Source organism: Lactiplantibacillus xiangfangensis (assembly GCF_001438845.1).
Taxonomy (GTDB): domain Bacteria; phylum Bacillota; class Bacilli; order Lactobacillales; family Lactobacillaceae; genus Lactiplantibacillus; species Lactiplantibacillus xiangfangensis.
The window spans coordinates 1-24024 of the sequence record NZ_JQCL01000103.1; the positions used below are offsets into that span (position 1 = coordinate 1).

Genomic DNA, 24024 nt, shown 5'->3' on the forward strand with positions numbered 1-24024 from the left:
AGAGACCCTACACATTTGATTTGTCGAAACTTTGTTCAGTTTTCAAAGGTCTAATTTGTTAAGCTTATTAGCTCAACACAACTGTTTTATAATACCATCTCAAGAATATCATGTCAACAACTTTTTCAAGAAGCTGAATATCTATGCAAGTGATGAAAAAGCAATCATTTTCGTGATTACCTAGCTGTCTTGAAATCACCTAAGTGGTTCGCAACAACAAGATATATCTTAGCATGACGTTTAAATCATGTCAACAACTTTTTCAATCGAATTGAATATTTATTCATAAGCATTCAATTCGTTTTTGATGATACTAACCGTTGCTGGCAAGCTGTTTAACAGCTCTCTCACAGCGACAAGATACATCTTATCAAGTATTAGTATGCAGGTCAAGGATAAATTTCAATTATTTCGAAAAATCTTCTAACGGTGAAGTTTGGCCGACGTTCACACTCTCGAATAAGCTGTGTAACTGGTTAGCCGGTACAAACGCTAACCCGCGTTTCTCAAACAACGCTTGTACCCGTTCATCAATTGCCAAGTGGTCAAACACAAACACTGATACCTTTTCACCACCGACTTCTGCAATGATTGAATCGTAAAGCCTCAACTGATCAACATCAATGCCAATCGTATGCCGTAGTTCCCATAAAACTGAGGCCAAGGGTGTCTGTTGCTCCAATACATCCAAATAGTAAAAGTAATACTTGCCCTGCGCATTCCGTCCCACTAGGAAACTAGTCCCGTGTGAATCATTTTTTATAATCGTACCAGCGACATGTTTCTTCACAGCGTTCGTTCCTCCGCATTTAATCGATTCAAAGAGTCCTTAGTCCAACGATCCAACCGGTTCGCAATTGGTTCAAACCCTGCGTGCACGTGCCGATTAGTCCAAAAGTGCTTATGCCGAAACGTCTTATAAATCTCTAGGTCACTAACCGTTGGCTGTGGCTGACTTTCGACGCATCGCAGCGACAAACTGATTTTTCCCGTATACTCATCGATGTCTAAAACGACCACGTCAACCGTCTGTCCGACTTTAAGGTAGTCCGTAATACTCTTAACGTACCCTTCATGACACTCCGAAATATGAATGAGTCCCTGATGTTCGCTGTCTAAGGTGACAAACGCCCCATAGGGTTGAATGCCAGTCACTCGTCCGTGGACCTGCATGCCAATTCGATAATTACTCATAACTGCTCCTTTCCACCACCCCACCGGGCTAGCTCAATAATTGCTAATAATTATAACCTGAAATGACCAGATTTCAAAATTTCAATCAAAAAAGAACCCGCCTAAGCAGATTCTTCTATATAAAGTCTTAATCTTCAACTGCAATTGTTTCAATCACAACATCTTTAACCGGTTTGTCTTGCATCCCCGTCTTAGTTGTTGCAATCTTGTCGACAACGTCCATGCCATCAGTAACGGCACCAAAAACAGTGTGCCGAAAATCAAGCCATGGCGTCCCACCATTACCGTAAGCCGTCACGATTTCTTCTGGATAACCGGCTTGCTTCATTTGATCAGCCATTCCAGCATCTAATTGTGGCTTTTGAACAATAAAGAACTGGCTACCATTCGTATTAGGACCAGCGTTGGCCATTGAAAGGGCCCCACGCAAGTTGAAGACATCTTTTGAAAATTCGTCTTCGAATGGTTTGCCCCAAATACTTTCGCCACCCATACCAGTACCAGTAGGATCGCCACCTTGGATCATGAAATCAGACATTACTCGGTGGAAAATGATGCCATCGTAGTAGCCTTTCTTTGCTAACCCAACGAAGTTCTCAACACTTTTAGGTGCTTGTTCAGGGAACAACTGAACATGGATGTCACCAAAATTGGTTTTGATCGTTGCCTTTGGTCCTTTAACCTTTGATAAATCTAATTGTGGATATGCCACAAGATCACCCGTTTTCTTCATAGAATAACTCGATAATACAAGAGAATGCCCCTAAATACCAGCAATTTGTTAGGTTTTAGTTGTGATTCAGTATCAACCATAGTATTAAACGTGATTTTCTGGTATCCTGTATCAGAACAATTTCACAGTACTATTGGAGGTAGCTATGAGTTTTCTAATTGATTTCGTGTTGCACATTGACCAACACTTAGTCACCATTGTTAATAGTTTCGGCATCTGGACCTACTTGATCCTCTTTGCCATCATTTTCGTTGAAACCGGGGCAGTCATCCTACCATTTTTACCAGGTGACTCATTACTCTTCGCGGCCTGCGCCTTAGCCGCGAACCCAACTTACGGTTTACACATCTGGTCATTCGTTATTCTGTTCTTAGTAGCAGCGCTTGCCGGTGACTCGTTAAACTTTTTAATTGGGCACTCACTTGGTGAACGACTGACCCAGACATCCTGGTTCGGAAAGCTCATCAACCAAAAGCAGTTAGCAAAATCTGAAAAATTCTTTAAAAAGCACGGTGGCATTACCGTCACCATCGCTCGGTTTATGCCCATCATTCGGACGTTCGTTCCGTTCGTTGCGGCTAGTAGCAAAATGGAATACCAAAAATTCATCCGTTACAACGTTACTGGCTGTGTACTTTGGGTCACTTTATGTTGTGGAGGCGGCTACTTTTTTGGCAACATTCCGTTCGTCAAAGAACACTTCTCAATGGTCGTTATCGGAATCATTCTTGTTTCCCTAATTCCAGCGGTCTTCTCCGCACTTAAAGCCCGTTTCGGCAAAACACCCGCCGGCGAAGAATAAGCCCTATAAACTAAAAGTGCCACACCAATTCAAAATGGTGTGGCACTTTTAGTTTATAGATTTTTAAGCGCCTGTTTTCCTACTGATAAGTAGAACGCAAACGCCCACTCGATAATGACAAATGCTAAGACAAAGCACTGTAAGAAGAAGGTGTCTGGTAAGACCAAGATGATCCGGTCATACAACGGGTCAAACAGCCAGTCCGAGTTTCGAAACAGCACTTCGTGAAAAAACACGAAGAACTGGTCAAAATTCACCGCCATAATCGCGGCGACTAGCGGTGGCACCCACAGCGCTCCCTGCATCGGTAGTACTAATCGCCATAACTGTTGCCGGCGCTTTAATTGCCGCCAAAAATAGAACACGACCACGCTTGTCACGATGAACACCACGTTATTCAGCATAAACAGTGCCTTAACGTCAGCAAAATGACGCAACGCTCCCACTGAATCCGTAAAATCATTCATGGCAAGTCGTGACGTCCACGGAAAGTTCAAATACGCCAATAATTGATAATAGTTCGTCATCAAGCGCCCCAGTGACAAGTTCACCGTTGGTCCCAATTTCTGGGTCAGCGCGTTAATCCAGTATAACCAGGTCGCGTTAATCGTTAAAATGATGGTCCCGCTGACTAGCCACAAGTACAGACTAATCCACTGACCCCAATTTTTTAGCCTATTTAGCCACACCATTATCTAAGTCCCATTCGTCTAACGAGTTGATTTCGTTAGTTGGTTTGATTGTCTGTTGCGCAACTAGTTCTGGTGTTGATACCCCGGTATAAACTAGTAACGAGTCCATTTCAAAGTTGATTGCCGCTGAAATATCCGTCATGTAGTTATCGCCGACCATCACACAGTCACTTTTATCTAACCCAATCCGGTCAATCGCTTTTTGCATGATGATCGTTTCGGGTTTGCCGACGTAGGTTGCCTTTTGTTGCGTGGCCCGTTCGACCATGGCAATGACAGATCCTGCGCCAGGAACGAGTCCCCGTTCGTTAGGTAAATTCGTGTCGGCGTTAGTCCCAATAAACTTAGCGCCCCGTTTAATAGCTAACGTCGCCATTTCAAACTTGTGGTAAGTCGCATCGTAGTCTAAGCCAACAATGACAAATCGAGGGTCGTGTTCATTGAATTTGAAGCCTTTTTCAAGCATCGCACCCTTTAACCCGAGTTCCCCAATCACGTACATCGTCTTTTCGCCGTCGCCGGCTAAATCATTAACGTAGTCAGCCGTCGCCAAAGCCGCGGTATACACGTTAGCTGGGCTAACATGGATATCGTGGTTATTAGCTAAATTTTCTGCAACGTCTTCAGGTGATTTGGTCGTGTTGTTCGTCACGAGTAAGAAATCAGTCTGACTGGCTTGTAACCGTTCAATAAAGCGTTTAGCTGCCGGAATTCGTTCACGTCCCCGGTAAACCGTTCCATCTAAATCAATTAAATATCCCTTGTACTTACTCACTAAAAATACCTCTCTCTACTTCTGTCGAATTGTAAAATGCCGCTTGCCGCTAGATTGCTTGGTAGTCCGAGCCTTATGCCCATCTCCAGCCACCACTTTAGCGGGCGTTCGTTTCTTTTCAGTAAACGGTGCGGCCTTTTGCTTGGTCGTAAACGACTTCGACTTCCGTCGCTGCTTGTTACGACTACTCGTTCGGTTACTTCGCCCACGAGTTTGGTTATTGCTATTATTACCACTACCGCCGCGTTTGCTCCGGCGTTCATCCTTACGGGGATGACTGCTACGCTTTGGTTTGATGACGCGTTCATTTTTCAAGATGAAATAGGCGCACCCAAAATTACAATACTCGTACAAGTAATCCTGAACGGCACCAATCGTCTGCGCACGCTGCACATCCTTCATGTCATCGCGGAAAAATCCCTTTAATCGTAACTGTTCAAAGCCCCAGTCGCCGACAATGTAATCGTACTTGTTTAAAATCGGACTAAACCGTTCCACAAACTTGTCCAAGTCAAATCCTTCTCGATACTCGTAAACGATCTCGAAAGGATGCTTATTGACTTCAATGTGGGTCTTGTCGGTCCGTAAACCGTGGTATAGACTCTTTCGCCGCTCAGCCTGCTGTTCAGCAAGTTCGTCAATATGATCGCGATTCACACGGACACCACCTTTCTTATGATAGTGGCCATCGTGCGGCTATGTAGTCGCCGACGACCGTTCGTAAAAGTTGCTTAAATAATATGTCTGTTTGACCACTGATGTTAATGGTCGGGAAAAACGGGATGAATAAGTGGTGATCAAGCATAGCGATCTGGTAGGTCTTTTTAAAATCTACTAGTTCATCATTGACGAGCAACTGATGCCGGTCCGCTTGCCACTTCAATCCCTGATACTGAATATAACCGAAGACTTGGCCCCGAAAGCCCATGCCTCGAATTTGAAACTTATTTAAAAATGGCCGCACCAGTTCCATCTCGTAGACGAGTCGCCATAAATCTTGACCCGTCAACGTGACCCGAATCACGTGCATGGCGTGCGGCAACATTGTATGCAAATCATTGCGGTTGACCGGGCCCGCGGGCAAGTCCCGCATAAACAGGCCGCCATTGAGCATCCCTAAGTCAGTGCCCGCGTAACTTGTAATTGCGGCTAATCCTAAGGCCGTTAACTGACTGGAATGGTGCCAATGGGGATTAAGTTGCTCCGGTGACTTCGCAATCACCCGTTCAGATAACAACCGTTCCCCCTGACGTTGCCAACCCGCAATTTCAGCTTGGTCCGCTGGTAATTCAGGTAACGATGCGGTTGCAAACGTCTCAGCTGTTCCCGCCGTGACGTGGTGTTGCGCATCAATCACCAAGTGAATTTTTCCAACGTACTCACCGTATTTACCGGCTGCGGCCAACAAAACGCCATGATCATCTTCACCGTTGACCAGTAAATGGTGCGTGTGACTGCCGATAATCACGTCGATTGATGGAAAATGTTTAGCTAACCAGCGATCTTCGTTGATTCCCAAGTGAGATAACAACACTAACACGTCGTACTGACCGGCGTAGCGTTGCAATAATTCCGGCAAACACGCTTTAACGCTTTGCGGTGTCCACCCGTTTAACGGATACGTCAGTGTAAATGGTGCCGTGAACGCCAATAATAGAATTCGCGTGTGCGCCTTGGTCGTGATAATTTTTCCTGGCAACGCCCAGTCAGGTTGTGCGCCCGTCTGGGTATCCGTCAAGTTATTCAAAATCACGTCAAAATTAGCTTTTTGATACAGCTGATTCAGCTCTTCATGCGTTAACCCGAGCCCCTCGTTGTTACCAATCGTCACGGCATCGTAACCAATTTGATTTAACAACGTGACGTTGGCCCGACCACGTGTCGCTTCCGATAACGGATGCGCACGGTCAACCGCGTCACCAAGATCGACGGTAACCACCGTTTGACCTGCTTGGCGTTGTTGTTCCTGTTGCGCTAACAAAAAACGCCGAATCCGCGGCCAATTTTCAAAGTGCGAATGGATATCATTCGTATGCAAAATGGTAATGTCTTCCGCCATGTTGTCGCCCCTCACTGATTATCTTCGTTAATCCTAAAGCATTCGACGAGGCCGGTCAAGCGTCCCTATTGACGTTTGGCAAAATCGACGGCCTTTCCATTAACCATCTGTTCGATCTCATCCAATGAAAACGGTGCACCAAACGGTACCGGATGGTCTAAGTAATCCGTTTCTGGGGTATCGACCCCGACGTTGATGTTTTCCTTCACGTTGACCGCGTAATGGTGAATATGCCCGTGCAAGTTAATGATCTGCTTCACGATGCCCATCATCATTGGATAATGGGTCATGTAGTACTGCCGGTGATCGTACTTGATCAAGACCCCCACGTCATGAAATTCAAACTTAGGGTGCCCATTTAATTGGGGGTCATGCGCGGCTAAATACTTAAAGAAGGCGCGTGAATCATGGTTACCCTTAATAAAGATGATTTTACCGTGCAGTTGCGAAAGAATCGCCAGTACCCGTTCGTAGGATAGCTTCGCTGGCCTCGTAAAGTAAAGCGCAACGTCGCCAAGGTGATAGACCGTATCCTGATCAGTCACCCGGGCATTCCAATGGTCAATAATCGTTTGATTCATCGTTTCAACGTCCGGAAACGGTCGGGGCGCAAAGTCATTATCACCCAGTAAATCAGCGTGGTAAAAATGCGTGTCAGAAGTAAAATATTGCATGATTCAACCTCGATTATCTAAATTCAAGCTACCTATAATTGTACCGCTTGCGCGTTAAAAAGGCACCGTCAAGTGTCGCAACGTGGGGTGTTCATGTTCAAAGCCTTCTGAGAAACCAAAAAATGGTGTTCAGAAAGTCTGCACTTTCGAAACACCATTTCAAACATCGTTTAAATGTTAGTCGTTTTCTTTAACTTCTTCAGTTTGGTTATGCATCCGTTCACCCATCAACTTGATGACGTATAACGCCGCAATCCAAATGAGCGAGGCAATTAACGCAATCAACGTTTCTGACTTGAAGCACAGTACCACGGCAATAAAGCCGAGAAAGGCCAAAATAAAGTAATCTGACAACGGGTAAAGTGGCATCTTGAACTTGGTCATCACCTGATTGCCAACTTTTTTCCGGTACTTGATGTGCGCGAGGACAATTGCACCCCAAATAAAGATAAAACAAGTGGTTGAAACACTAGCAATTAGTGAGAACACTTGCCCAGGCATCAACAAGTTCAAGATCACTGATAGCCCAATGACAAGCGTTGAAAACCACAGCGCGTTGCGTGGTACTTGGCGATTGGATAAAGTCCCCATTCGTTTAGCGAACCGGCTCTTACCGTCGTAGTTCAATGAGAACAACATCCGACCGGTACTGAACAACGCACTATTACAGCTGGAAGCCGCCGCAGTCAAGACCACAAAGTTGATGATGGCTGCCGCTGAGCGAATCCCTAAGTTCGTAAAGACTTGTACGAACGGACTGTGCGCGGCTGAAAAGTACTGCCAAGGGTACATCGCCATTAAGAAGAATAACGAGCCCACGTAGAATAAAATGATTCGCAGTGGGATATCGTTAATGGCCTTAGGAATAACGGTCTTAGGGTCCGCCGTTTCAGAAGCGGTCATCCCAACCATTTCAATCCCAATAAAACTGAACAAAACCATTTGGAAAGATAAGAACAGGCCCTTGAAGCCGTGGGGCATAAAGCCACCATAATTAACTAAGTTTCCTAAACCGGCGTGGCCAACTGGTGTTTTCACACTGAACAGGACCATACCGATACCAACCGCAATTAACGCAATAATGGCCGCAATCTTAATAATTGCAAACCAGAACTCGGTTTCCCCAAACGCTGAGACGTTAATTGAATTCAAACCTAACAGTAAAATCAAAATGACTAAACCGGGTAACCATTGTGGTAACTTTGGCCACCAAAACTGCATATACTCTCCGGCAGCGGTGATTTCGGCCATCGCAATGGTAATCCAGCAGACCCAATAGGTCCAACCAGCAACAAAACCAGTTCGTTCGCCCAAATATTGTTTGATAAAGTCAATGTACGAATGCGTACTTAGATCAGATAATAATAACTCTCCGAGTGCCCGCATTAGCAAAAAGCAGACCAACCCGGTCACCAAATACGCAATCAAGATGGACGGACCAGCTAAGTGAATGGATTGACCGGCACCTAAAAATAACCCAGTCCCGATCGTACCGCCAATGGCAATTAACTGCACATGGCGGCTCTTTAGACCCCGAGAAAGTTTTTCATTCTCAGGTTGTGGATTTTCTTTGTTCATATCAGCACTCCCCTTAAACCGTATTATACCGGGGATAATTATTGTGTTCAAAAGGCTACGCTCATGGATTCTTGAATATCGGTCTAGTCCAAATAAGACCACCTAAGTAAACCGGTTGTCCCCGTAAGCGTTTACCTATGGACTTATAACAAGGTTTTGCCCACTCAACCAGACACTCAACTTACTAACCCGTCTACATGAATCAAGTGAATCAATCACACACATAGATGAATAACTTTCACTCAGCGTTCAAAAAACACGTGTTGTGCAACGGCTTATTCGTCTCACAACACGTGTTCACTTATTCATCTCATCTAACTTTTACGGCCAACGCGTTCAACGTCACGGGCAATCATCAGCTCTTCGTTGGTCGGAATCAAGACGACCCGGACTTTTGCCTCCGGCGTACTCAGATCCCGTTCTACCCCACTGACTTGATTACGGCGGGGATCGATTTGAACCCCAAAGTAAGCTAGCTTATCCGCAATCCGTTGCCGCATTCTGGCATCCCGTTCACCAATGCCAGCCGTAATAACCAGTGCGTCGGCGCCTTGCATTTCTGCCATGTAAGCCCCAACGTACTTAACGATTCGGTTAACAAAGATGTCAATGGCTAGTCGAGCCTGCTCATCGTCATCGTAACGGTCCTCTAACTCTTTCATGTCAGCGGACCCCGCAATTCCGAGCAACCCCGACTGCGTATTCAATATTTTTAACATCTCATCGGGATCGTGAATGTCTAACTTCTTCATCAAAAACGCCACTAGGGACGCATCGACATCCCCGGCACGCGTCGCCATTGTAATGCCGGCTAGCGGTGTGAAACCCATCGAGGTATCAACGCTCTTCCCGTTTTGAATCGCCGTAATTGAACTTCCCGCACCAAGGTGTAAGGTAATCAACTTTAAGTCATCAAGCGGCCGTCCTAGTAACTTGGCCGCCCGTCCAGCGACGTAACGGTGACTGGTCCCGTGGGCGCCGAACTTGCGGGCCCCGTACTTTTGATAGTAGTCGTACGGCAAGGAATAGAGGTAATTAACCGGTGGCATACTCGTATGAAAGGCGGTATCAAAAACCGCGACGGCGGGTACGTTAGGCAAAACCTTTTTAAGGGCCCGAATACCAACCGCATTGGCCGGATTATGCAGTGGCGCGTATTCCGCCAACTGTTCAATTTCAGTCAAGACTTGATCCGTGATCAAAACGGAGTCATGAAAAATCTCACCACCAGCGACGACGCGGTGTCCCACACCGGTAATCTCATCATAGTGCGCAATAATGTGCAATTTGATAAGCTCATCGAGAATGATATTCACTGCCGTTAAATGGTTGGGCACCGCTTCAGTTTCCTGATACTCGTGGTCCAACCCGTAACGAATGTTAATTGGCGACGTTTCAAACCCAATGCGTTCCACCGCACCGCTTGCAATCACCCGTTCCTGTGGCATTTCAAACAATTTAAACTTTAATGTTGAACTGCCAGCGTTAATGGCAATTGTTTTCCCCATATCGGCTCACTCCTAGCGAATAATATTTTGGCCGACCCATTCATCGATCTGCGCCGTAAAGGCTTCAAACGCCCGGGTATCTTCAAAGGATGGAAATTCCCCTAACAAGACTTTACCAGCCTGTTGTGCTTTGTCACCATGCTTTTGTAAGACGACGACCGATTTACGGGATTTATCGTCCAAAAACAGGTTCTTCGGCAAGTTTAACAAGCCTTGCAAGTATGCGGCCGAACTCATCCATTTCAATAAGCCCTGTGACGCTCGTGATTGAAAAATGTTGGTTGGAACCAAAAAGACACCCCAGCCTCCTGGAAGGAGGTGTGCCATCGCCTGTTCCATCATCAAATGATGAACGTAGGAATGACCATTAGTGGCGCTCGTCTTAAAATTCTTGACCCGTTCGTCCAGTGGGTAGTAACCGACTGGCAAGTCACCAATCGCAACCATCGTCTTTGGCATCAACAGTGGATCAAGCGCGTCTTGGTGAAATAACTCAACTGGCGACTGCTGTAAATCCATGCTCATCGCTGCAATCGCTAGCTGATTATCATCATTATCCACACCGTAGCCATGAATCGCACTTGACCGTTCCGGTTGCAGTTGGTTGATGACTGTCGTCAACAGGTTCCCCGTTCCAACGGCAATGTCCAAAATGGAAAGTTCAGTGTTATTCCCCACTAACTTAGCAATCAAGTACGCCGTGAGTAACCCAATGGAATCTGGCGTCATTTGGTGGTTCGGGTCCACCCGGTCATTATGAATCGCTTTGAGTAACGCTAATTGAATCGCTCGCCGAATCGTTTCCGCATCGAACGACTGCAAATTAACCGATTGATAGAGCTTCTGTAACGCATCAACTTGTTGTTCGTCAGGCTTACCGTCTTCAACGTGCACCGAGTGGCTCAATAAATTATCGCCAGTTTCGATCAACGCATCGACATAGGAAACCGTCAATTGTTGCATTAAAATTGTCACTGATTGGTCTAAGACTTTAAAAAGCGTCTCAGTTTCTGCTTGTGCCAGGATGCTCACCTCTTCAAAAAAACTTAAATCCTGTTACATCTTAACGATTTTAAAAGGTGAGTTCAAGCACTCCGACCGACCAGCGCCTTAAAACTTAGTCATTTTTCATCCAACGGACTGCGTTGTTGCAGACTTGGGCGCCCTTCAGTAGCGGCCGATTGCAATTTTGAATCCGGCGTTGGTCGACTAGTCACTGCATCAACCGTCTGTTCAGGGTGTTCAAACGCGACGATAATTAGTTGATACATCGTTTGCCGCTCGCAAAAATTAGCATACCGCTGCATCTCAAACGCGGTCCCAATCATTAACAAACTAATTACTGATAGCAGGATGATCCCCGATTGCCGTTTCATCCGTCACCCTCCCCTCATCAGGTATCAATAGCTTGGCCGTATACGTTTCGCCACGCGTCGTTGTCACGGTCATCACGTGATCGAGGCCAAAATGAAATTGCCGGACATGCCGCATCATAACAATCATACCGCCATGTTTAGACTCTAGCCTTAATAAGCCTGATTTCACACTAAAAACCAGGTAATAATATTTTCCACCAGACTTTTGCGCAACCAACCCTACCCGTCGCGATGTATGAACGTCAGTCACCGCAAAATGATGGTCCGGGTTTTCCAGTTCGCGTAACATCAAATACCAGTCGACCGTTGGCAGATCCATTTGGGGGCGCCGTAACAAGTTCGTTCGTCCCTGATAAAAGAATGAACCGACAATTAGCAGCGTACTCAGCGCAATCACCACTTCAATCAGGGTAAAGCCCTTACGCCTACTCATTAGTTTGAACGGCATGCGCCTCTTCGTAACGTTGCCGGGCCACTTGAACCGTCGTTAACATCTGGCGTTCGCGTCGTTGCATCATAATCTCCATCCCTTCAAAGCCAATCAGTCCCATAAATAGCAGTCCTAATGCCACTACCGTTTCAAGTAGAATAAAACCCTTGTGCGTCTTTGACCGTCGCAACCCGGTACGCCCCCCATCCCATTAACGCGTTAAATTTTTGTTTTTCTCCCGGATGTAGCGTCGACTTAAAAATCACAACGGCTAGTTGCGGGTGCCCGTTCTTTTGAATCTGAATATCCTTATGAGTTTTGATTCGCATCGTATTCGGTAATTTTAAGACTCCCAACGATCCAAAGCTGTCGTCGGCATTCATAGCATTAAAGCTCACTTCCCGCTTCTCCGCTGAGAAAGCCACTAGTCGCCGCTGCCCCGTCGTACTCGCTATCAAAACGTTTTGTTGCCATAATGTATCCAACCGTTGCCAAAAGGCCGTTTCATCGTTCAACTGACGCTGCCGGGTGGGAAACCGTTCGATGCTAATCAATAAGAGGGTCCCAATTAAACCTAAAACGACCACCGTTTCCGCCAACGTGAAACCCGGCCGGTTACTTTTTAACACTCGTCGCATGGTTAGGTTCTTTATTCATCTTTTGCGCCCGGTTAAACTGATCATCGTTAAGATACTGATCATTATGCAAATCTTCTAGCGTGACGTTTTCGATGGCTTGGCCCTTATCGTTCGCATACATCTCAGCCTGATTATTCACGACCTGTTCCAACGCTGCGTCCGAGCGTTTAGCCGCGGTTTCGCGTTGCGCATTTAAGTTTGGAATCACGATAAGCATCAGTAACGCAATGATGGCAAGCACAATGACCATTTCTAACAACGTGAACCCTTTTTGGGGTGCCGCCGTTTTCTTCAGGAATCGTTTTAATCGCTTCATTTTAAAATCTCCCCCATTGAACGATACATCGGTAACAAAATATTGAGATAGGTGCCAATAATTACTAATGCAATTACTAAAAACATGGCTGGTTGAATCCAACTGATCAACCGGTTCAGTTTACGAATCAGCCGTTCATACTGAACAGTCGCGAAGTAGATGAGTTCTTGGCTTAACTGTTCAGTCGGACTTTCCTTGCTAATTAGTAAAGCCAGTTCATTCGGTAATAAGACATCTTGACGAATCGTTGTGCCTAAGGACTGCCCGGCTAACAAAGCTTGCTCAATAAACTCGCCCTGCTGTTTTAATAAAGATTCCGGCTTAAAGCGGTGACTCACTTCGCAAATCGCCCGGATACCTAAGCCCCCCGCTAGTAACATCCCCGCATTAAGCGTCAGGTAATAACCGGTATACGTTCGTACGAGTGGCCCCACTAATGGCCAGCGCGCTAACCAGCGGTACCGCGTGCGTACGGGCAAGCGTTTTAACTGAATGGCCGTAATGAGAATCGCCATGACCACCACCGTGATGGCGCTCCCCATAATTAATTGCCAGCTAATCGCTTGTGCCGGCGCACTCGTAATGGCCCCGAAATTTGGCAAGATCGCCGTCTTGACCATCACTAACGTCCCAATCAACAGTCCCAACAGCAAACACGGGTACTGCAGCAGTCGCCGAATCTGTTGCGCCTGATTGACCTTGGTTCGCATCAGTTGTCCGGCCTGAACCAACGTCGTGGCTAATTCGCCGTGCATTTCCGCAATCAATAGTTGATAATACAGGTCTACCGAGATGAAGGGTGCCAGCGCCGCGGCTAAGCTATCGCCCGCCGCTAACGACCCCAAGACTGGTTTTAACGGTTTAAACGCGGGCCCTTGCACATCAACGATGAATTGCATCGCCGTCCGCAACGCAAAACCGTTTTGTAATAAATCGGCTAAGGTTTCAAATAACGTCGCCTGTACCGCTGGCTTAAGGCGATTATGCTTCTTTAAGCTGATTGGCCGTCTCCAAATCGAGCCGGCCCAACGTACATTGTTCATCGATTAATTGCCCCCACGTGGTCGTTGTCCGCCTGCCCGCCGCTTCAACCAATTGACTCGTTTCAGTGACAATATCAAATAACGTTGCCAAGCTGCCATCCGTCAGTGGCACTAACCGCTGATACGTTGCTGCCGTCAGGGCTTGTCGCAAGGCGGCGGGCGCTACACCCAATTGCGCTAACCGGGCCGCAATTCCGTACACGCCCCGCGCGTGGATCGTGCTCAACACCAAATGCCCGCTAAGCGCTGCTTGAATGGCAATCTGGGCCGTTTCGCCATCCCGAATCTCACCAATGATAAAAACGTCGGGATGGTGCCGCAACCCTACTTTTAACAGCTCTGGGTAGGCCATCTTGGCGGTTGGATTAACTTGCAACTGTAAGAACGCCGGCTCATAAATTTCGACGGGGTCTTCAATCGTCATCACCATCTTGGTCGCCCGCAGTTCTTGCACCAAGTCATACATGGTCGACGTCTTCCCCGACCCCATCGGCCCCGAAAACAAAATCAGGCCCGAACGATGCATCAACGCCACCAGTTGGTCACGCTGGTCTGGAATCAAGTATTGAAACGTGGCGTCCGCCATTTCGTACAAGATTCGGACAACTAAAGACTCCCGGTCCATAAAATCACCCACAGTCGAAATACGCAGGTTCAGTGGTTGTTGATCCACCGTTAGCGTCATTGCACCTAGCTGCGGTCGCCGATGGTCACTAATGGCCATGTTGCTTTGGTACTTAACGTGGTTGATCAATTGCTGAGCCACGTCAGCCTTGACGCGCATCAGCGGTCGCAATTGCCCGGCCGCTTGGAGTAACACTTGATATCCGGAAGACACTGGTAGCCAGTAAACATCGCTTGCTCGTTGTGCCGTAGCCGCCTGAATGATTCGTTTCAACTGTTGCTCAATTGACATTTTTCACGCCCCTTTCACTTTCTAGTTGCGCAAAGTTCCCAAATTTTCGACGAAAAAAAACGTGCCAATCTTCAAGATTGACACGCTCACTGTAAGTCATACTTTAATTTAAATACGTTCCGCTGCTTCAATTTCGGCCTTAGTCGGAATTGACGGCTGTGCTCCTAAGCGTTGAACTGCCAACGAAGAAGCCCGGTTTGCTAACCGCACCGCTTCGCTCAAGTTACTAAAATCTGCTCTCAAGACGGCACTTAATGCGCCGATAAAAGTATCGCCCGCCGCCGTGGTATCCACCGCATGAACTTTGTAAGCCGGGACAAAGCCATGGTCCGTACCGCGCATCCAAAAGGCGCCCTTACTGCCGACCGTAATAATGACGTTTTCAACGCCTAACGCCTGCAGTTTTTCTGCCCCTTTGATCATTGAATACTCGTCAGTCACGTGCACACCCGTCAACGTTTCAGTTTCCGTCTCGTTGGGGACAATCAGGTCCGTCACTGCTAATAAGTCCGTTGGTACGGCCTTCGTTGCGGGTGCCGGGTTTAGAATCGTCCGTTTTTTTGCAGCCCGTGCAATCTCAAACCCGCGAACGATCGCGTCCAAAGGCGTTTCAAACTGCGCAATCAAAAAGTCACTGTCGACAATGGCTTCCTTGGCGGCTTCAACGTCCGTTGGTGTGACTTGTTGGTTCGTGCCACCGTCAATCAAGATTCGGTTTTCACTACTGCTATCCAGCAAGATAAAAGCTGACCCGGTGTTCGCCGCATCGCTGTGCAAGACGTAACGGTCATCGACGCCGCTGTCCGTCAGCTGGTGTACCATAAACGTGCCTTCCTGGTCCTGCCCCACTTTGCCAATAAAAGTGGTTTGTGCGCCAGAGCGCGCGGCGGCAATTGCCTGATTGGCACCCTTGCCACCGCCAGCAATACTTTTTCCCGTTAATGGTAATGTTTCGCCCGGCTTAGGGAAACGTTTGAAACGCAAGATGGTATCCACATTCAAACTACCCAGTACGGTTACTTTATTCATATTTTTTCGTCCCTTCAGCGTTCTAACTGGTCTCATTTTAGCAAACCAATGGACGCTGTGCACCCATTTTAGGGTGAATTATAATTAATATTTTAAGAGTGCGCCAAAAGGTGGTAAGTTTGTGAGCATTAATGTGGTAGTAGTGATTATTCCCGGGTTTGGAATAGTCGCTACTACCATGTTAAGCGGAGCAAACTACCTTTTGGTGCACGTTTCGACCATAATAAAAAAAATAGTCATTCAGAAATATTGAACATTTCTGAATGACTATTTAACGTTATTGCAAACGTCTTATATGCTTAGTCTTCGTCTGGGAAGTTAGCGGCTTCGTATACTTCTGATACGTCGTCGTTGTCTTCTAGTTCGTCAATCATATGACGTAACTTTTCAACTTTATCTTCCGGAACATCGGTTAAGTTTTCAGGGATCATGGTTAATTCAGCCGTTTCCAACTTGTAACCCTTTTCCTCTAAAGCATCCCGAACTTCAGCCAATTGCTTAGCGTCGGTGTAAATTTCAAATGCTTCGTCGCTAGACTGTAAGTCATCGCCACCGGCATCTAAAACGTCCATTAACATCGTGTCTTCATCCGTGTCTAATTCTTCACGGCTGATCACGATGTAACCCTTACGCTCGAACATGTAGCTAACCGCACCCGTTGCAGCTAACGCACCACCATGGTGAGTAAATGCTGAACGAACGGCAGCAGCAGTCCGGTTCTTGTTGTCAGTCAATGCGTGAACCAGAACGGCGATACCACCAGGGCCGTAGCCTTCGTAGGTAACTTCTTCGTAGTTTTCCGCACCGGAGCCACTACCTTTATCAACCGCCCGTTTAATATTGTCCTTAGGCATGTTGGCAGCTTTAGCCTTATCCATTACTAACCGCAGTCCTGCGTTAGAATCTGGATCAGGACCCCCGGCTTTAACAGCCATATATAGTTCACGAGAGATTTTTTGGAAAATCTTCCCACGTTTAGCATCTTGAGCGTTTTTACGCCCTTGAATGTTATGCCACTTTGAATGTCCTGACATGTGTGACTCCTTCTTTCTTAAATTAATATCGATTTATGTTTAAACATACGCATAGTATAATAACAAAAAAATCAAGCGATTTCAAGGTCTAGACCCGGGGCACTTGCTTTAATTGTGATCTAAGTTAGACTCGCTTTTGACGACTTCTTTTAGCTAGGTTAATCGGACGTTCTAAGCCAAGTCGGTAGCTACATTATTAAAACTAACTTTTGCCTCAGAAAATTAAGCTAAAAGCCCATTTCTACTGCTACATAATACTCACCGGAGTTCTTCAGATCTTCTGCCATCCCGATACCAATACGAGATGCTGATATATTTGTTACATCATACCAATGGGCGTCTGATTTAAACCCTAAAATAATATCTGCCGCTGGGTCTGTACTATATGCACTTACCAAGGTTATAATGCCACGAAGCAGTTACATTATTACGGCTTCAAGCTGCATGCCGTAATGAGTAATGATGGTTATTTCACTGACTGGGAATTAACGCCAGCCTCAGTGCCCTCGAGTTATTACGAGGGGCACCAGCCAAGTACGTCTTAGCTGACAGCGGATACTTGTCGACCACAGCAACAGCGTTTACGACAAGAATTTGGTATTCATCTTTGGCTTCCATTACGAAAAAACGTGCGTCGTAATGGACAAGTCAATTCATCACTTTTGAAGAATCAACGACGTCATATCGAGACTCAATTCAATAATTTGAGTACCGTGGGACACTTTGAGTACCCAGTACAATGAGCGGACTAGGTAACCGACTATCGACACTGTTTCTCTGGAATATTATCCATGTGCATCAACAATTAAAGCACGGCCTTAGTGGACTCAAGATTAAGGATTGAAAAATATTACGGAACTAGCACAACGCGTTAGTACTACAAATACTTCTGGTCATGCTGACTCACGTCTTCTTTTTATAGTTAGCCAATTTATGCTTGTACTTTAACACCAAGTGCTTGGCATTTCCTTTGAACACGTAAGTTCACCCTTTGGGACCCGTGGGATAGAAACCTTCACCTTAGTAATCTTATTCCGCTTATAAGCAGAACTGGCCATTGCCGTTGCGTTCGTCGGTTGAGTCAAAACACTACCACCCAACACGGTGACTGCTACTAGGGCTGCCGCTATGAACTTTGTGGATTTCTTCATAATCATTTTCCCCGCCTACTTAAAGTAATCCCGCATCATCATCTGAACACTTCCAATTTTACGCAGTTGCTTTTTAGTCATTAGTTTAAAACCTTTTTCACTAACTTTTTTTGGCTTAATCCATTCATTTACTATATATTTCCTCCTCTTTTTCAGGAATCTATGTAAATTTTGCTATGATACAATGATTCACTTAAGTTACTATGATCACTCATATTTCATTTAAATAATATTTTTAGGCTTTTAATAAGCTATCACAGCTTTAACAGATAATTAAAAGCTGGGAAGAAAAGTGAGTAACACTGCAACGATACTTGCCGCTAAACGGCACCGGCTGGACCGCCTACTGCTATTCCGACCAATGCCCCCAAAGCAATGGCCTTTACTAACTGTGGTTATCATTAAAAACTGAACGCTATTGCTAATATAATAAACATTGAACCTGTACATCAGCCGCACAATTAGAGTGGTGTACATTATTTCAAATACCTTGAAAGCAACACTGTTAACCTGTAAAATGTCTTGGTATAAGAGAGTTTTGACGAAATCAATTTGGATTCTTAGGCAAATAATAATTAGTTATATGAATTAATATCAAGAGCTGAATTTCTTTGAATCCCAGTAAGTGGATTCCAAACACCTATTCACCAAAAGTTGTTACGAGTGTTCATGATGATTGCAAATTCTTTTATAGAATTTAGAATTTTGCTTGCCTGAGGAGATGACAACAAGTGATACTTACACTTTTTGTAATTACATTCTTGGCTTTGTCTTTTTTAGCAATATCTCTATTTTTAAAAATAAGAAGCTTTACCATGAAAGATGAAACGCATTTTTTCGGAATATACATGAAAAAAAGTCTAGATAAAAAGAGTCAAGTAAAAATTCGAACGAAACTAATACAAGATTTTGCTAATGGTTCACGCCGTAATAAAGTCCTGTGTTTGATAGAGCTTATTATCATTATTATTTGCTATGGCGGAGGCATAGTATTACTTTTAATCAATTTATTCTTTCATCTTGACCGGATATGGCTAGTGATTTGTATCGGTGTACTCATTACTTTCTTGCCATTCGCAATACTATTACAATCTCAATTATATTCTTTCTGGAAATCACAGCCTATTTGGAAAGAACAACCAGTAGATAAGCAACAATTCCTGTTACCTAATCAAATGGACCATAAGCGAATACAAAGATACTGGCTTCAATTGACTTTTATTCTTTATATTCTTGCCTTTTTAGTCTTTTATTTTCTTCTTCATTGATAAAAAAGCTCTTTGTAAGAACTATAGAATCGCTTTGTATACCTAACAAGCACGAAGGTAACTTATTTTAATGCATTCTCAACTTTCCAAAGCATTACTGAAATTTATCATATTGTTATATATAAAAAAACGACTCTGGGACAAAAGCCCTAGAATCTGAATAAGTAAGTGGTGTCAATTGCCGGTCTGTGGCGATTGACACCACTTTTCTTTGGCCCTAGGTCCGGTTGTTTAACAATTTTAGATAATTTTGATAGATTTTCAGCCATTAAAGCTATTCCCATCTCGTTGTTGGTGGCTGTTAGACCACAGACTGAGAAGCGTTTGACCTTCAAGTAAGTCTTTAGGTCAGCAAAAATTGGTTCAATTTAGTCTTGCGTCGAACATACAAATCATAACCGATTTTACTGGTCAGTTGTTCTTTAGACTTGTTCTTAAAGTATAGCCAATTATAATTAACACCTATTTAGCGGTGATTACCTTTCTTTGTCGTGGCAAGTGCTTCTCGTCTAGGATCCTCAAAGTATTCGACAGTACGGTAGATCCTGAACTGTTTTTCATAGCCATAGCGATCATGACGTGTACTGTAATTGTGAAAAGCAAAAGTAATACCATCCAGATCTGTGTATCAGACCTTTAGCTGGTGGCGGCCGAGTTATCGGTCACTATTGACTTTTTAGTAAATAACCGCCAAATTTCACTCGATAAATTTGATCATAAGCCAAACCATACGCGTGCACAGAAAGATTCGATTCAGTCTATCGATTTTGAAAAAAAATTTAATCGTATTGCAAAAACATACGATCTGGATGAGTAACAACAAAATGAACTGAGCAATGACGGAATTCAATGTTTGAATGATTATTTCTTCTTTGAATCACTCAAATAGGTGTAGGACATTACTCGTCCTCGATTGAGATGCTATCTGCATCTTGATGATTTTTATTTTTTTCATTGCCAAACTTATAAGCTAGTCCAACGCTATCCACAACTTCTTGTATATATTGTTTACCAGACTTTTTATCAGTAATCAGAAGTGTCCAGGTAGTACGTAATTCACCACCTTCGATATATTTATGCAAATAATCTTCAGTTATTCGTTTACCTTTGTGGCCAGTAGCGATTCGGACAGAATTACTATTTCGGTTTATACCGTTTACGTGAAACCGCGATGTGAAATCTTTTTTTGAATCTATATCAACGCCGCCACGCTTTAACTGAGTATAGTCTTTGAAATAGCTGTCTTGCCGTAGTCCGTTGAACCCGGCATAATCTGAAACAGCAGAAACATCGGATCTTACTGAATTGACTTGATAATCGAAATCATCCGTTCTGGTACTAGCTTTGATTGTCAGAGTTACTGTGGATGGTGCGGTGAACATCCAATCATTGGCATATTGCTTTGCTATTCCGTATTCTGTGAATATTGTGATTCCTCCGCCGTCGTAGGAAAAACGATGACGTGCCTTTAGTGTCTTGAATCGATGTTTCAATTTTGTATCTCTAATTGCCACCGTTGCTTGATCAGCTATTAAAGCAGTATTATTTTTCTGTGCTTTAAAGAAGATCTTAGGCTTGCAGCCGGTCAAAATTGAAACGGTTGTAAACCCAGATACTACAAAGAGTGCCATAGTCATTTTTTTCATGGATTCTCCCCCCTCGTATTATATAAATATCCTAATGTATTATTCACTGTTTCTATTTTCCCTGTTGGACACCACATGATAATCTCTAATCGTCATTGGCTTTGGTCAACTGGTATAGATTTGTTTCCCCTGTAGTTTAACTACTTTTTTAGACTGCCGCCCAAGACAATCATCTGAATCACGAACCCACATGCTGTGTCAATCATGCTTTTCAACCAGTTTTAGTAGAGACTGGGCAGCTTTGAAATCTTATGATCTATGAACACTTATTCTGCAAGGATGTGCGTAGTGATTGTAATTAGGGATTATCATGTGGTGTCCAACTTAAGACCAGACAATAATTATGACAGGAGGCCATCCTAATGAAACTACTTGTCGGTATTGACGTTAGCTCCAAGGAACTTGAAGTTGCTATGATAACTTCTGAAAGTCCTGATACTATCTTTCGTGACACTTTTTCTAACGATTTAGAAGGTGCCACTGGTATTAAAGCCATTATCTTAACCTTGAATGAACAATATTCATTCGACAAGTTGGTTATCGGTATGGAATCGACTTCAATCTATAGTTTTCATCCAACCTAAAGTGTCATCAAAACCATTTTTTCGACTCTAATGACACTTTAACAAAGCATTTTTTCAGACCAGTAAATCTATTGTATTAGTTTTGTAAACATTTATCAGACTATAAAAAATCGCAGAACCAGCTAAATAACCGGTTCTGCGATTCACTTTTATTTATATTACGGTTTTAAATAAGCGTAGCCCTGCTCCTGTAACTCAACTAGCCGCACTACTCCCGCCGGTACCACAATTACACCCGTTGGCAAATCCGCCGCAGTCAGCTGATGGCTCCGCATCGCGTTTTGACAGGCGTCCACTTCAACCTGAGGTAGCTCAGTCAACAAAACATCCCACGCCCCCGTTGTTAACGTCGTAATGGCGGGACCATTCACCACGATCACCACGGTACCAGTAGACCGCAACGCCAAAAAATTACGGCTATTACCGATTGCCATGGCCACCTTTTGCGGTTCATCCACGTGAATGACAACATTACTCATGCGACCGCTCCCCTTCAATCACACGGGTCTCCATATCACGTAAGTAGTGATAACTGCTGAGCATATTCGCACAAGTCGCGTCCGTCTCGTCAGGAACCTCATAAATCATCGTTGCGTGTGGATTTAACACTGGTAATACCCGCTGCCAGTCAATCAAGCCCCGGCCTAAAGGTAAACTGTCGTGTTGCTGACCAAGTGAATCCACCAAGTGATAATGCTGAATCAATGGCACCAACCGTTTTAACGCTAGCATCGTGAGTTCCATGTCGCCATGTAGCCCAATAAAGACGTGACTCAAATCGCAAACTAATGGGAGGTGGTGTTGGATCAACTGTTCATCCAACTGCGGGTCACCGTACATGAAACTGGGTGTAATCCCATTTTCAATCATTACGTGCCCATTCGCCTGCCGCACAAGTTCATCTAAACGACTCAGGACAACCGTCCGGGCTTCCGTAACTGATGGGTACTGATCTATCAATTCAGTCCCGCCATAGCCCCCGTGTACCAAAATTTTAACCTCTAAATCATTCGCCAAGTCTAATAATTGGTCGGTAGAAGCATGTAAAAATTGATAAGCTTCTGGCTGTCGCTTAGGATCAAGTAATTGGTCCAAGTGGGTCCCCTGATAACTCATCGGGTGGTGTACGACTACCTTCTTCGTCACGTTCATCAAAACAAATTTCACAGCTGCTTTCAACGCCTTAAACCGTTCAGGTTGAAAATCCGCCGAACTGGTGAAAAACTCAAACACCTCCGGACGGTACTGTAATCGATTCATTAACTGTGCCGGCTGTGCGGACGCCTTCAACCCCAGCTGAACTTTTCCGGGGCGCGTCGGTAATACTAATTTCGCCATCTAAGCCATCCTCTCTATGGTCGCTGAACAAAAAAAAGGTTCAGAACCGAAGTTCTAAACCTAGTATAACGCTAAGTTGCGACTCACCGCCGTGAAGTCGGCCAACCTACCGTCATGATTCAATTATTCTGCGGTCTTAGTTGAAGCACGGCGCACAATTCCGTATGGTAACGTAACCGTCTTTTCGTCTAATTCCTTATCGTTCATCAACTTAGTTAACATCCGCATCGCTACGGCACCAATATCATAAAGTGGTTGTGTAATGGATGTGATGGCTGGGCGAGTAATCTGGGTCACGATCGTGTTGTTACTTGTAATAACTTCCAAGTCGTTAGGCACGTCGATACCAGATTCCATGCTAGCATTAATGATTCCGGCAGCCATTTCGTCGTCACCAACGAATACTGCGGTAGCACCACTGTCCGCAATGACGGGTTGTAACTTGATCCCAGCATCGTATGAATAGCCCGCTTCATAAACCAATGAGTCATCATAAGGTAATTTAGCTTTGTTCAAAGCCCGCTTATAACCCTTCAACCGGTATTCAGCATTGATTGATTGACTCAATGACCCTAAGGCCAACGCAATCTTCTTGTGACCACGTTTGATCAAGTTTGTCACTGCTTCTTCAACTGCGGCGGCGTAATCAATGTTGACACTTGGCGTATCACCTTCAGGATCAACCGTACCAGCTAAAACAACTGGTGCTTTAGCGCGTTTGAATTCGGCCCGTAGCTTATCGTCGATGTGGTTACCCATGAAGATCACCCCATCAACTTGCTTGGCCATCAAGGTGTTTAACACGTTGACTTCTTGTTCGCCGGCATCGTCGGAGTTGGTCAAAATGATGTTGTATTTATACATCATCGCAATGTCATCAATCCCACGTGCTAATGAAGCAAAGTAAATATTCGTTACGTCGGGAATAATTACCCCAACCGTCGTTGAACGTTTACTTGCAAGGCCCCGAGCAACCGCGTTTGGCCGGTAGTCTAAACGTTCGATAACCGCCAAAACCTTTTTCCGAGTGGCTGGTTTAACGTTAGGGTTCCCATTGACTACTCGTGAAACCGTTGCCATTGAGACGGCGGCTTCCCGTGCAACGTCATAAATCGTTACTGTCTGTTTTTCCATATAAAATAGCCCTTTCTTAGCTGATATGATATGTTTTCATTCGTTTTCATGCAACATCAACCAATATAGCAAAATAATGGTCTTGATGCAACTTAAGATACTAATT

28 protein-coding genes and 1 pseudogene are annotated in these 24024 nt (G+C 44.8%); 4 read left to right on the forward strand and 25 right to left on the reverse strand.

Annotated features, from left to right (window positions below):
• Positions 1–406: 406 nt before the first annotated feature.
• The 3 genes from IV64_RS12585 to IV64_RS12595 all read right to left on the reverse strand — a co-directional run bounded on the left by IV64_RS12585 (position 407) and on the right by IV64_RS12595 (position 1906).
• Entirely contained in the window at positions 407–790 is a 384-nt protein-coding gene (locus IV64_RS12585) for a hypothetical protein (protein ID WP_057707578.1), read from the reverse strand.
• Entirely contained in the window at positions 787–1194 is a 408-nt protein-coding gene (locus IV64_RS12590) for a CvfD/Ygs/GSP13 family RNA-binding post-transcriptional regulator (protein WP_057707579.1), read from the reverse strand. The genes IV64_RS12585 and IV64_RS12590 overlap by 4 nt, the downstream gene beginning before the upstream one ends.
• Positions 1195–1321: 127 nt before the next feature.
• Positions 1322–1906: a peptidylprolyl isomerase gene (locus IV64_RS12595; protein WP_057708043.1), complete on the reverse strand. Its 585-nt coding sequence runs from the start codon at positions 1904–1906 to the stop codon at positions 1322–1324.
• A gap of 166 nt (positions 1907–2072) precedes the next feature.
• Here IV64_RS12595 and IV64_RS12600 point away from each other — a divergent pair, with 166 nt between their 5' ends.
• On the forward strand, positions 2073–2729 hold the full coding sequence (locus tag IV64_RS12600) for a VTT domain-containing protein (RefSeq protein ID WP_057707580.1): 657 nt from the start codon (positions 2073–2075) through the stop codon (positions 2727–2729).
• Between the two features lie 53 nt (positions 2730–2782).
• On the opposite strand, the gene IV64_RS12605 is transcribed toward IV64_RS12600, so the two are convergent.
• From IV64_RS12605 to IV64_RS12685, 17 genes are all read right to left on the reverse strand, one after another.
• Positions 2783–3421: a TIGR01906 family membrane protein gene (locus tag IV64_RS12605; RefSeq protein ID WP_057707581.1), complete on the reverse strand. Its 639-nt coding sequence runs from the start codon at positions 3419–3421 to the stop codon at positions 2783–2785.
• On the reverse strand, positions 3405–4196 hold the full coding sequence (locus IV64_RS12610; RefSeq protein WP_057707582.1) for a TIGR01457 family HAD-type hydrolase: 792 nt from the start codon (positions 4194–4196) through the stop codon (positions 3405–3407). Before IV64_RS12610 ends, IV64_RS12605 begins: the two co-directional genes overlap by 17 nt.
• 15 nt (positions 4197–4211) lie before the next feature.
• The gene (locus IV64_RS12615) at positions 4212–4853 is read right to left on the reverse strand and encodes a YutD family protein (RefSeq protein WP_057707583.1); all 642 of its coding nucleotides are present in this window, start codon (positions 4851–4853) and stop codon (positions 4212–4214) included.
• A gap of 16 nt (positions 4854–4869) precedes the next feature.
• Entirely contained in the window at positions 4870–6255 is a 1386-nt protein-coding gene (locus IV64_RS12620) for a bifunctional metallophosphatase/5'-nucleotidase (RefSeq protein ID WP_057707584.1), read from the reverse strand.
• A gap of 65 nt (positions 6256–6320) precedes the next feature.
• On the reverse strand, positions 6321–6929 hold the full coding sequence (locus IV64_RS12625; RefSeq protein WP_057707585.1) for a metallophosphoesterase family protein: 609 nt from the start codon (positions 6927–6929) through the stop codon (positions 6321–6323).
• Positions 6930–7106: 177 nt separating this feature from the next.
• Complete coding sequence (locus IV64_RS12630) at positions 7107–8507, reverse strand: amino acid permease (RefSeq protein ID WP_057707586.1); 1401 nt, start codon at positions 8505–8507, stop codon at positions 7107–7109.
• A 314-nt stretch (positions 8508–8821) separates the two neighbouring features.
• Positions 8822–10015: an acetate/propionate family kinase gene (locus IV64_RS12635; protein ID WP_057707587.1), complete on the reverse strand. Its 1194-nt coding sequence runs from the start codon at positions 10013–10015 to the stop codon at positions 8822–8824.
• Between the two features lie 12 nt (positions 10016–10027).
• A complete protein-coding gene (locus IV64_RS12640; RefSeq protein ID WP_083491673.1) occupies positions 10028–11038 on the reverse strand; it encodes a class I SAM-dependent methyltransferase in 1011 nt (336 codons plus the stop codon).
• 98 nt (positions 11039–11136) lie between these two features.
• Positions 11137–11391, reverse strand: coding sequence for a hypothetical protein (locus IV64_RS12645; RefSeq protein WP_057707588.1), 255 nt, complete (start codon positions 11389–11391; stop codon positions 11137–11139).
• Positions 11351–11824, reverse strand: coding sequence for a prepilin-type N-terminal cleavage/methylation domain-containing protein (locus IV64_RS12650; protein ID WP_057707589.1), 474 nt, complete (start codon positions 11822–11824; stop codon positions 11351–11353). Before IV64_RS12650 ends, IV64_RS12645 begins: the two co-directional genes overlap by 41 nt.
• Positions 11817–12011: a hypothetical protein gene (locus tag IV64_RS12655; protein ID WP_057707590.1), complete on the reverse strand. Its 195-nt coding sequence runs from the start codon at positions 12009–12011 to the stop codon at positions 11817–11819. Before IV64_RS12655 ends, IV64_RS12650 begins: the two co-directional genes overlap by 8 nt.
• Positions 11971–12459 carry a hypothetical protein gene (locus IV64_RS12660; protein ID WP_057707591.1) on the reverse strand — a complete coding sequence of 163 codons (489 nt, stop codon included), beginning with the start codon at positions 12457–12459 and terminating at the stop codon, positions 11971–11973. Before IV64_RS12660 ends, IV64_RS12655 begins: the two co-directional genes overlap by 41 nt.
• Complete coding sequence (comGC, locus tag IV64_RS12665) at positions 12437–12775, reverse strand: competence type IV pilus major pilin ComGC (RefSeq protein ID WP_057707592.1); 339 nt, start codon at positions 12773–12775, stop codon at positions 12437–12439. The genes IV64_RS12660 and comGC overlap by 23 nt, the downstream gene beginning before the upstream one ends.
• Positions 12772–13818, reverse strand: coding sequence for a type II secretion system F family protein (locus IV64_RS12670; RefSeq protein WP_057707593.1), 1047 nt, complete (start codon positions 13816–13818; stop codon positions 12772–12774). The genes comGC and IV64_RS12670 overlap by 4 nt, the downstream gene beginning before the upstream one ends.
• Positions 13757–14734 (reverse strand): competence type IV pilus ATPase ComGA, encoded by a 978-nt coding sequence (gene comGA, locus IV64_RS12675; RefSeq protein WP_057707594.1) that lies wholly within the window; start codon positions 14732–14734, stop codon positions 13757–13759. The genes IV64_RS12670 and comGA overlap by 62 nt, the downstream gene beginning before the upstream one ends.
• 108 nt (positions 14735–14842) lie before the next feature.
• Positions 14843–15763, reverse strand: a complete 921-nt coding sequence (gene rbsK / locus IV64_RS12680) for a ribokinase (protein WP_057707595.1) — start codon at positions 15761–15763, stop codon at positions 14843–14845.
• A gap of 299 nt (positions 15764–16062) precedes the next feature.
• Positions 16063–16797 (reverse strand): YebC/PmpR family DNA-binding transcriptional regulator, encoded by a 735-nt coding sequence (locus tag IV64_RS12685; RefSeq protein WP_057707596.1) that lies wholly within the window; start codon positions 16795–16797, stop codon positions 16063–16065.
• 395 nt (positions 16798–17192) lie between these two features.
• Between IV64_RS12685 and IV64_RS14865 the strand changes: the two are divergent.
• Positions 17193–17641: pseudogene (locus IV64_RS14865) on the forward strand (transposase); the annotation flags it as partial.
• 100 nt (positions 17642–17741) lie between these two features.
• Here IV64_RS14865 and IV64_RS12690 read toward each other — a convergent pair.
• Positions 17742–17948 carry a hypothetical protein gene (locus tag IV64_RS12690; RefSeq protein WP_157061172.1) on the reverse strand — a complete coding sequence of 69 codons (207 nt, stop codon included), beginning with the start codon at positions 17946–17948 and terminating at the stop codon, positions 17742–17744.
• 815 nt (positions 17949–18763) lie between these two features.
• Here IV64_RS12690 and IV64_RS12695 point away from each other — a divergent pair.
• The gene (locus IV64_RS12695; RefSeq protein WP_057707598.1) at positions 18764–19216 is read left to right on the forward strand and encodes a hypothetical protein; all 453 of its coding nucleotides are present in this window, start codon (positions 18764–18766) and stop codon (positions 19214–19216) included.
• A gap of 899 nt (positions 19217–20115) precedes the next feature.
• On the opposite strand, the gene IV64_RS12700 is transcribed toward IV64_RS12695, so the two are convergent.
• Positions 20116–20862 carry a hypothetical protein gene (locus tag IV64_RS12700; RefSeq protein WP_057707599.1) on the reverse strand — a complete coding sequence of 249 codons (747 nt, stop codon included), beginning with the start codon at positions 20860–20862 and terminating at the stop codon, positions 20116–20118.
• A 362-nt stretch (positions 20863–21224) separates the two neighbouring features.
• Here IV64_RS12700 and IV64_RS12705 point away from each other — a divergent pair, with 362 nt between their 5' ends.
• Positions 21225–21446, forward strand: a complete 222-nt coding sequence (locus IV64_RS12705; RefSeq protein WP_057707600.1) for an IS110 family transposase — start codon at positions 21225–21227, stop codon at positions 21444–21446.
• 158 nt (positions 21447–21604) lie between these two features.
• Here IV64_RS12705 and IV64_RS12710 read toward each other — a convergent pair whose 3' ends face one another.
• The 3 genes from IV64_RS12710 to ccpA all read right to left on the reverse strand — a co-directional run bounded on the left by IV64_RS12710 (position 21605) and on the right by ccpA (position 23918).
• Entirely contained in the window at positions 21605–21925 is a 321-nt protein-coding gene (locus tag IV64_RS12710) for a DsrE family protein (protein WP_057707601.1), read from the reverse strand.
• Positions 21918–22784: a TIM barrel protein gene (locus tag IV64_RS12715; RefSeq protein WP_057707602.1), complete on the reverse strand. Its 867-nt coding sequence runs from the start codon at positions 22782–22784 to the stop codon at positions 21918–21920. The genes IV64_RS12710 and IV64_RS12715 overlap by 8 nt, the downstream gene beginning before the upstream one ends.
• Positions 22785–22907: 123 nt before the next feature.
• A complete protein-coding gene (gene ccpA / locus IV64_RS12720; RefSeq protein ID WP_057707603.1) occupies positions 22908–23918 on the reverse strand; it encodes a catabolite control protein A in 1011 nt (336 codons plus the stop codon).
• Positions 23919–24024: the final 106 nt, after the last annotated feature.

Coding starts and splice junctions, on each gene's coding strand:
- ccpA (WP_057707603.1), bottom strand. CDS start 23,918: ATGGAAAAACAGACAGTAACGATTTATGACGTTGCACGGGAAGCCGCC.
- IV64_RS12600 (WP_057707580.1), top strand. CDS start 2,073: ATGAGTTTTCTAATTGATTTCGTGTTGCACATTGACCAACACTTAGTC.
- IV64_RS12605 (WP_057707581.1), bottom strand. CDS start 3,421: ATGGTGTGGCTAAATAGGCTAAAAAATTGGGGTCAGTGGATTAGTCTG.
- IV64_RS12625 (WP_057707585.1), bottom strand. CDS start 6,929: ATGCAATATTTTACTTCTGACACGCATTTTTACCACGCTGATTTACTG.
- IV64_RS12670 (WP_057707593.1), bottom strand. CDS start 13,818: ATGAACAATGTACGTTGGGCCGGCTCGATTTGGAGACGGCCAATCAGC.
- IV64_RS12690 (WP_157061172.1), bottom strand. CDS start 17,948: ATGAAGAAATCCACAAAGTTCATAGCGGCAGCCCTAGTAGCAGTCACC.
- IV64_RS12630 (WP_057707586.1), bottom strand. CDS start 8,507: ATGAACAAAGAAAATCCACAACCTGAGAATGAAAAACTTTCTCGGGGT.
- IV64_RS12705 (WP_057707600.1), top strand. CDS start 21,225: ATGAAACTACTTGTCGGTATTGACGTTAGCTCCAAGGAACTTGAAGTT.
- rbsK (WP_057707595.1), bottom strand. CDS start 15,763: ATGAATAAAGTAACCGTACTGGGTAGTTTGAATGTGGATACCATCTTG.
- IV64_RS12650 (WP_057707589.1), bottom strand. CDS start 11,824: ATGAGTAGGCGTAAGGGCTTTACCCTGATTGAAGTGGTGATTGCGCTG.
- IV64_RS12620 (WP_057707584.1), bottom strand. CDS start 6,255: ATGGCGGAAGACATTACCATTTTGCATACGAATGATATCCATTCGCAC.
- IV64_RS12635 (WP_057707587.1), bottom strand. CDS start 10,015: ATGGGGAAAACAATTGCCATTAACGCTGGCAGTTCAACATTAAAGTTT.
- IV64_RS12645 (WP_057707588.1), bottom strand. CDS start 11,391: ATGAAACGGCAATCGGGGATCATCCTGCTATCAGTAATTAGTTTGTTA.
- IV64_RS12695 (WP_057707598.1), top strand. CDS start 18,764: ATGAAAGATGAAACGCATTTTTTCGGAATATACATGAAAAAAAGTCTA.
- comGA (WP_057707594.1), bottom strand. CDS start 14,734: ATGTCAATTGAGCAACAGTTGAAACGAATCATTCAGGCGGCTACGGCA.
- IV64_RS12710 (WP_057707601.1), bottom strand. CDS start 21,925: ATGAGTAATGTTGTCATTCACGTGGATGAACCGCAAAAGGTGGCCATG.
- IV64_RS12660 (WP_057707591.1), bottom strand. CDS start 12,459: ATGCGACGAGTGTTAAAAAGTAACCGGCCGGGTTTCACGTTGGCGGAA.
- IV64_RS12715 (WP_057707602.1), bottom strand. CDS start 22,784: ATGGCGAAATTAGTATTACCGACGCGCCCCGGAAAAGTTCAGCTGGGG.
- IV64_RS12590 (WP_057707579.1), bottom strand. CDS start 1,194: ATGAGTAATTATCGAATTGGCATGCAGGTCCACGGACGAGTGACTGGC.
- IV64_RS12700 (WP_057707599.1), bottom strand. CDS start 20,862: ATGAAAAAAATGACTATGGCACTCTTTGTAGTATCTGGGTTTACAACC.
- IV64_RS12685 (WP_057707596.1), bottom strand. CDS start 16,797: ATGTCAGGACATTCAAAGTGGCATAACATTCAAGGGCGTAAAAACGCT.
- comGC (WP_057707592.1), bottom strand. CDS start 12,775: ATGAAGCGATTAAAACGATTCCTGAAGAAAACGGCGGCACCCCAAAAA.